This window comes from Staphylococcus sp. McC-251-APC-3A2, from assembly GCF_009695665.1.
Classification (GTDB): Bacteria; Bacillota; Bacilli; order Staphylococcales; family Staphylococcaceae; genus Staphylococcus; species Staphylococcus cohnii.
Map to the genome: position 1 here is coordinate 1 of NZ_VUNO01000014.1, position 7,117 is coordinate 7,117.

The following is a 7,117-nucleotide window of genomic DNA, read 5'->3' on the forward strand; positions in this document are numbered from 1 at the left end:
TCTCGTTGCTTACGCAACCAAATATCTAATGTATGTCCCTCTGCATCAATGGCACGATATAAATAGCTCCATTTTCCTTTTATTTTGATGTACGTCTCATCAATACGCCATTTGTAATAAGCTTTTTTATGCTTTTTCTTCCAAATTTGATACAAAATTGGGGCATATTCTTGAACCCAACGGTAGACCGTTAAATGATGAACATTTACACCACGTTCCCTTAATATTTCAGATATATCACGATAACTCAATGCATATCTTAGATAGTAGCCAACGGCTACAGTGATAACATCCTTGTTAAATTGTTTATATCTGAAATAGTTCATACAGAAGACTCCTTTTTGTTAAAATTATACTATAAATTCAACTTTGCAACAGAACCCTTTAATTGCTATATACATTATTGGTGACAATAAAATTGAATCATTATCAGGTACAGCTTTGATTAACGTTGCTGGTATCATAGGTGGTTTAGTAGGTGCATTACTTACAACTAAATACGGCGCACGCAAACTAACGATGATTGGTTTTAGTATTGTAGGTTGTTCAATGTTAGTCATCGGATTCTTTTACGGACACACATATACATGGTTAATTGCACTCATGGTAGCATTCTTCCTATTCGGTCATGCAGGTGGTCCAGGCACACAAGGGAAAGCAATTGGGGCCTTATCTTATCCGACTATTTTAAGAGGTAAAGGTACCGGATTTGTTGAATCAGTTAGTCGATTCGGCAGTATGTTTGGAACATTTATATTCCCAATTATTTTAGCTAATTTCGGACTAAATAATACAATGCTATTTTTAGCCGCTGTGCCTGTACTTGGTTTAATTATTACTACTGTTATTAAGTGGGATCCAGTTGGTAAAGATGTAGAACATGAAGACCAATATATTGAAAAAATATAATAACAAAAGGGAGCGGGACAGAAATCTCATTTTAATAAATAGATTTCGTAGTCTCGCCCCGGCGAGGATGACTAGGGTTGGAAAAAACTTGATATAAGCGCATTTTCAATCCAGTCAGCTACTGCCATTATAATAAAAGAGGCTGAGACATGTATTTATGTCCCAGCCTCCTTTTTTCTACTTTGTAACTGTATTTTCATACGGTACATTTCCGTATTCTTCAGTTTATTTATTCTCGTTAGGCTTATCTTTTTCCCATATACTTTCTAGTTCTTCTAAAGTTTTACCTTTAGTTTCAGGAATGAATTTCCAAACAAATATTCCTGACAGTATACTCATTGTTGCATAAAAACCATAAGTCATTGTACCGCTGATATCCATCATAAATGGATAAGTTGATGTGATTGTAAAGTTCGCTAACCACTGAACTGCTACTGCTATAGCCATCGCACTACTTCTAATACGGTTCGGGAATATTTCTGATAATAATACCCAAATAATTGGACCCCAACTCATCATAAATGAAGCAGTATAGATGACCATAAATAGTAATGTGATTACACCAAATATTCCATTTGCTGTTAATATACTCATGCCTATCATACCGATAGCCATTCCTGTTGATCCAATGATAAGTAACGGTTTACGTCCAAATTTATCAACATAAATTATAGCAATTAATGTGAATACCACATTTACTAATCCCATAACGACAGTTTGAATCATTGAAGCATCACTACCTGCACCAAGGGTTTCGAAAATTCTCGGTGCATAATAAAGTGCTACGTTTATTCCAATAAATTGTTGGAATATAGATAGTAATATTCCGATGATAATGACTGTTTTACCAAAACTAAATAATGGTGCTTTTGTATCATTTTTCTTACTTTTTGTAGATAATATATCTTTCAATACTTTTTTAGCATGCTCATTTGATGAATAAATTTTATTCAGAACAGTTAATGCGTCTTTATCTTTATTAGCTAATATTAAATACCTAGGTGTTTCTGGTACCAAGAATAGCAATACAAAAAATACGACAGCTGGTATTGCTTCAGTCATAAACATATAACGCCAACCTATTACATCAACCCAATTTTGTGATTGACCAAATGTAATACCATAGTTTACAAAGTATACGACTAACATACCAAATATAATTGCGAACTGGTTCCAAGACACGAGTCGTCCTCTAATTGATGAAGGAGAAATTTCACTAATATACATTGGAGAAATAGCAGAAGCTAAGCCTACTCCTATCCCACCTATAACACGGTATATATTAAATATGACTAACAACCCTAAACTTGATTGTCCTGCATCAAAGAATAGAAATTCTGGATATCCTGATAAAATTGCTGATACTATAAATAAGATTGCAGCAACTTGTAAAGATTTTTTACGACCTAAACTTCTTGAAATATTTGAAGACAATAATCCACCTATAATACACCCGATTAAAGCACTTGATACTGTTATTCCGTGGATAAAACTACCATAACCTGATGTAATATACTTTTGTAATGATTGTTCTGCCCCAGAAATTACTGCTGTATCATAACCAAATAATAGCCCACCAAGCGTTGCGATTAGTGCAATTTTAAAGATAAATCTCTTATTATCATAACTACTCATTCCCCCATCTCCCTAATTCGTTATTTAAATTGAGCTAAGTCTTTCGTTAGTGGCTGAGTTGCAGTATAAATTTGTTTATATATATTAAATAATTTTTGATATGATTCATTATTTTTTGAATCTGGCGTGACTTTTTCATGATAGTTAATCCATGATTGGCTAATATCTTGAAATGTATCAAACCAGTTTTCGCCCATTGCAGCTAACATTGCAGCACCATATGCTGGCCCTTGTTCTTCTGTCCTAGTCATAATAGGCGCATTAAAGATATCCGCTTGTATTTGTAACCATTCTTCATTTTTTGCGCCTCCACCAATAGAAACAATTTCTTTTATATCGACATCTTGATTTTTCATAATCTCGATACTTTCATTAATAGAATAAGTAACACCTTCAAGTACTGAACGTTTAATATCCTTTTGCGATGTATTAGCATCTAGCCCAATAAAGCTACCCCTGACAGATGCATCGTTATACGGTGTACGTTCACCTAATAGATATGGTGTATACAAGAGTCCATTTGCCCCTATTTTGGATTGTGAAATATCTTGTAAGAATGTACCAAAGTCTTCATCTGGGTTAAGCAATTGCTTTAGCCATTCTAAACTATAGCCAGCTGAAAGCGTAACACCCATAATATACTTTTGATTTGGCACACAATGACTAAAGTAATGCATGTTACCGTCATTTTCGTAATGTTCACTGTTCTCAATAGAAAGTGCAACGCCCGATGTACCAATGCTTACAAGTTGTTTTGTTTCATCTGTTATACCAGAACCAAGTGCACCACAGGCATTATCTGCGCCACCTTGATAAATATTTATTTCCCAGTCAATATTTAATTGATTCTTAATATCTTCTTTTAACACACCACTTTTTTGATGAGAAGGAATCACTTCTGGGCAAATGTTCGAATCAATATCTAATTGATTTAATAATGTTTCAGACCATTTTTCAGTTTTGATATTATACATAATCGTTCCAGCAGCATCTGATGGTTCTGTGAAAATATTACCCGTCAATTTATAGACAACATAATCTTTCGGCAACATAAATTTATGAATCTTTTTATAATTATTAGGTTCATTATTTTTTAGCCAAATTAATTTCGGAAGTGTGAAACCTTCAAGTACAGTATTTTGTGTTTGTTTAAGTAAGAATTCCATACCTAAAGTTTCTTTAATTTCTTCCACTTCTTGTGAAGTACGTGTATCATTCCATAAAATAGCTGGCCTTATACTATCACCAGATTCGTCAACAACGACTAATCCATGCATCTGTCCTGAAAAGCTAATACCTGTGATTGATTGTTTATCAAATTTCTTTAATAAGTGCGTTAAACTATTCACTGTTGCTTCGTACCAAACATCTGGATCCATTTCACTGTAACCAGACTTTGGATGCGTCGTTTTATAACTGATGCTATGAGAGTCGACGACCTTACCATCTTTATTAACAACTATGGACTTTAATCCACTTGTACCAATATCAACGCCAATTACATAAGTCATAATTATCATTCTCCATTATTGATATTTAGAATATATTGATTGATTTGTGATTTTATTACTTCTAAGTGATCTGACTCATTTTCAATTTTTTCTATTTTATGTGCATATTTTTCTAATTCTTTAAATGAAGTTGTTCCTTCTACAATTTCCTTACCGATACCTTCACTAAATGATTTATATTTTTTATTAATGATATTTTCGAAGAAGTTATCTTCAATCATTTTATGAGCGACTCTTAATCCAAGTGCAAATGTATCCATACCTGCAATGTGCGTTAATAGTAAGTCTTCTTGTTTAAATGATGTTCTTCTTGGCTTAGCATCGAAGTTTAGACCACCTGGGCTTAAACCATCATTTTTAAGTATTTCGTACATCGCTAATGTCGTGTCATACACGTCTGTAGGGAATTCATCAGTATCCCAACCTAGTTGAGGATGACCTTGATTGGCATCCACTGATCCTAACATTTGATTATCGCTTGCATATCTTAGTTCATGTTGGAATGAATGACCTGCTAAAGTAGCGTGGTTTGCTTCAATATTAAATTTAAATACATCATCTAAGTCATACTTCTGTAAGAAAGCATGAGCTGTTGCAACGTCTGTATCATATTGATGAGTAGTTGGTTCTTTAGGTTTAGGTTCAATTAAGAATTGTCCTTCAAATCCTATTTCTTCAGCATAACTTTTAGCCATTTTGAAGAAGTTTGCTAAATTATCTAGTTCTAACTTCATATCGGTATTTAATAAACTTTCATAACCTTCACGACCACCCCAGAATACAAAGTTTTCTGCGCCTAACTTTTTAGCAATTTCTAAAGATTTTTTCACTTTCGCTGCAGCGTATGCATATACTTCAGCGTTAGAAGATGTAGCTGCTCCGTGTACAAAACGTTCATGTGTGAAATTATTAGTAGTATTCCATAATAATTTCTTGCCCGTCTCGTCCATTTTTTCTTTAATAAGATCGACTATTACGTCTAAGTTTTCATTTGATTCTTTTAAATTAGAACCTTCAGGAGCAATATCAATATCGTGGAAACAGAAATATTCAAGGTTTAATTTTTCCATGAATTCAAAAATAGCATCCACTCTTGCTTTAGCTTTGTCCATCTCATTTAAGTTATCCCATTCACGTTCAGCCGTGCCTACACCAAATGGGTCTGAAAGATCTGCAGTAAATGTATGCCAATAAGCGACACTAAACCTTAAATGTTCAGCCATCGTTTTATCGCCTATTTTTTCTTCCGGATTATAATATTTAAAACTATAAATGTTTTGTGATTTTGAACCTTCGTATTTTACTTTATCTATGTCGAAATATGTCATTGTAATCCTCCTAATGATAGTTGGTTAGTTTATTAAACAAACTAACTTTAAAAATAATATATCATATACTATCATTTATGTAAACGCTTTCTACATTAAAAAAAGAACTTGTTAGAAATCTTATAAAAGATTTCTAACAAGTTCTTTTTAAATATGAATATATAATTGAATGTCTTCAATTTGTAGCACTTTTTGAATGATTGCTAAAGTTCCGCCTAACAAAGTAGCATACTTCACATTAGAATTTAGCTTGATTTGAATTTCACTTCGAGAATACTGTTTAAACTGTTCTTTAATTTCTTCTAAAATTTCTGGCATTTCATTAATTAACGGACAGTTAACATAAAAAGCATTTGGATTAAATTGCGTGTTTAAGTTATGTATTAATATAGCAATCTTATTAATAAATTGCTCCATCTCTTGCACAACTACAGAGTTTCGCTCTTTATAACATTGAATTAGTTTACTAAGTGTTAACGTCTCACCTAATTGATGGCTTAAATTTTGTAGTAAAGCTTCTTGAGAAAAAATATCTTCAATCTTATGATAAGTTTCCACATTATTGCTTACTTTTGATACAAGTGTTTTTCCAATCTCACCCGCTTCACCATTGGCACCGCGATACAATTTATTATTAATAATTAAGCCCGCACCAATACCTTTATGAATGCTAAGCGCTATAAGGTTATTAATCGATAAACTATGCTTAAAATTACGTTCATACAATGCAGAAAGATTTGCCTCATTTTCGATCATCACAGGAACTTGGGCAAATTCTTTTAGCATTTCTGTTATAGAAGCTCCATCTGTCTTGTGGAATGGTAAATAAATGACATTTTGATCATTATCAACGACACCATGTATAGATATAGACATACCTAATAAACCATGAATAGTGTCATGTTTTTCACGAACATCAACGTGCTCTTTCAAAATATCTAATATACTACTTACATTGTCATTCGGTAATTTATAAGATTCGTGTTGAATCACATTACCATCAAAGTAGTTATACATCACTTCAACAGAACTATATGTCAAATCTAACGAAATAAAGTAGCCATACAGATGATTAACCTTAAGTAAGATCGGTTTCCTTCCGCCACTTTTCGTACTATCACCTTCACCAACTTCGCGCACTAAAGATTTACTCTTCAATTTATTTAAAATACTAGAAATGGTCGCTTTATTAATTCCTAGATTCTTTGATATTTCTGTGCGTGAAATATTTTGATGATTAAAAATTTCTTTTAGCACTAATTTTTCATTACTATTTATATTTAAAAATAAGTTATTTTCCATAATTTAAGACTCCATATGCACTTTGAATGTTCTATTTTAAATATCCATTTTATTATATTTATTATTTTAACACATATTAAAATAGCCAAAAGTTTTATCCTTATTTAAGGTTCTGTTGCAAAGTAAAAAATATAGCTAACCACTAATTTATCATGTCAGTGTTCGCTTAACTTGCTAGCATGATGCTAATTTCGTGGCATGGGGAAAATCCGTAGATCTGAAGAGACCTGCGGTTCTTTTTATATAGAGCGTAAATACATTCAATACCTTTTAAAGTATTCTTTGCCGTATTGATACTTTGATATCTTGTCTTTCTTACTTTAATATGACGGTGATCTTGCTCAATGAGGTTATTCAGATATTTCGATGTACAATGACAGTCAGGTTTAAGTTTAAAAGCTTTAATTACTTTAGCCATTGCTACCTTCGTTG

General features: G+C 32.5%; 5 protein-coding genes and 2 pseudogenes. 1 reads left to right on the top strand and 6 read right to left on the bottom strand.

What is annotated here, in order from left to right; translation table 11 throughout:
- Positions 1-326 (bottom strand): annotated as a pseudogene (locus FYJ81_RS12835) (IS6-like element IS257 family transposase); the annotation flags it as partial.
- Positions 327-381: 55 nt separating this feature from the next.
- Between FYJ81_RS12835 and FYJ81_RS12840 the strand changes: the two are divergent.
- Positions 382-909 (top strand): annotated as a pseudogene (locus FYJ81_RS12840) (MFS transporter); the annotation flags it as partial.
- 225 nt (positions 910-1,134) lie between these two features.
- Here FYJ81_RS12840 and xylE read toward each other — a convergent pair.
- The 5 genes from xylE to FYJ81_RS12865 all read right to left on the bottom strand — a co-directional run.
- A complete protein-coding gene (gene xylE, locus FYJ81_RS12845) occupies positions 1,135-2,544 on the bottom strand; it encodes a D-xylose transporter XylE (protein WP_154409725.1) in 1,410 nt (469 codons plus the stop codon).
- A gap of 20 nt (positions 2,545-2,564) precedes the next feature.
- Positions 2,565-4,055 carry a xylulokinase gene (gene xylB / locus FYJ81_RS12850; RefSeq protein ID WP_154409726.1) on the bottom strand — a complete coding sequence of 497 codons (1,491 nt, stop codon included), beginning with the start codon at positions 4,053-4,055 and terminating at the stop codon, positions 2,565-2,567.
- A gap of 5 nt (positions 4,056-4,060) precedes the next feature.
- On the bottom strand, positions 4,061-5,383 hold the full coding sequence (gene xylA, locus FYJ81_RS12855) for a xylose isomerase (protein ID WP_154409727.1): 1,323 nt from the start codon (positions 5,381-5,383) through the stop codon (positions 4,061-4,063).
- 147 nt (positions 5,384-5,530) lie between these two features.
- On the bottom strand, positions 5,531-6,685 hold the full coding sequence (locus FYJ81_RS12860) for an ROK family transcriptional regulator (protein ID WP_154409728.1): 1,155 nt from the start codon (positions 6,683-6,685) through the stop codon (positions 5,531-5,533).
- Between the two features lie 166 nt (positions 6,686-6,851).
- Positions 6,852-7,117, bottom strand: a 266-nt coding sequence (locus tag FYJ81_RS12865; protein ID WP_002504259.1) for a DDE-type integrase/transposase/recombinase, incomplete at its 5' end; no start/stop codon positions are given.